The organism is Shigella sp. SIG3, assembly GCF_053555855.1.
In genome coordinates this window covers 1-1,053 of sequence record NZ_JBQZXE010000255.1, presented here as the reverse complement: position 1 = coordinate 1,053, position 1,053 = coordinate 1, and the positions used below count along the sequence as shown (strand labels likewise).

The following is a 1,053-nucleotide window of genomic DNA, read 5'->3' as shown; positions in this document are numbered from 1 at the left end:
AAATCCCCTCTCCGGTAAGAGAAGGGATTGAGGGTTTACAGACTTCTGGAAGGTTGCGCAGCTCTTACAACACGCGGTTGATCTTCCGCAGCGTCTTCCAGCGCACTTAAATCACGGTCTTTCACCTCTGGCATTTTCAGCGCAGAGATTAAACCAATCACTGAATATGCCATGATCATAATGGCGATCGGATACCAGGATTCCGTCATGGTGCAGAAAATACCCGCCAGGATAGGACCAAAACCGGAAGCGATAAGACCACCAATTTCTTTTGAAATAGCCATCCGGGTAAAGCGGTTTTTACTGCCGAACATTTCTGCCATGGTAATGTTTTCCAGAGCAAATAATCCCAGCACCGCACAGTTATGAATCACAATCAGTGCAACCATAATGGTGCTCGGGGCATAGCTTTTATCTACGATGATAGAAAGCATTGGCCACGCCAGCACAATCGCAGAGGTATTCATAATAATATACGGGATCCGGCGACCAATTTTATCGGATAACCAACCAAGGAACGGAATGGTCATAAAGCCGAGAATCGAACTGATCATCAATGCATCTGTTGGAATTGCTTTGTTAAACAATAACGTCTGTACTAAATAGCCTGCAAGGAAAGTCTGAATTAAACCGGAGTTACCCGCCTGACCAAAACGCAGCCCTGTTGCCAGCCAGAAGGATTTGCTCTGGAACATGCTACCAGCAGGTGCAGGTTTTGCTGTCGGTTGGTTGCTGTCATTAACCTTCTCAAAGACCGGGCTTTCTTTCAGATTCATACGCAACCAGATAGCAAAGACCATCACGACAACGCTCGCCAGGAACGGTATACGCCATCCCCACGCCAGCAGTTCCTCTTTACTGAGAATGAAGAACATAAAGGCCCAGATTGCCGTTGCGCTTAAGGTGCCGCAGTTAGTTCCCATAGCCACAAATGAGGAGATAATTCCGCGCTTACCTTTTGGCGCATATTCCGCCAGCATCGTACCGGCACCGGAAATTTCCGCACCTGCACCCAATCCCTGAATAATACGCAGCGTCACCAGCAAGATGGGT

At 47.9% G+C, this 1,053-nt stretch carries 1 protein-coding gene; it reads right to left on the bottom strand.

Going from position 1 to position 1,053, the window contains the following annotated elements; all coding sequences use genetic code 11:
- Positions 1-35 precede the first annotated feature (35 nt).
- Positions 36-1,053, bottom strand: a 1,018-nt coding sequence (ydfJ, locus tag ACUU1I_RS20720) for an MHS family MFS transporter YdfJ (RefSeq protein ID WP_449144922.1), incomplete at its 5' end; no start/stop codon positions are given.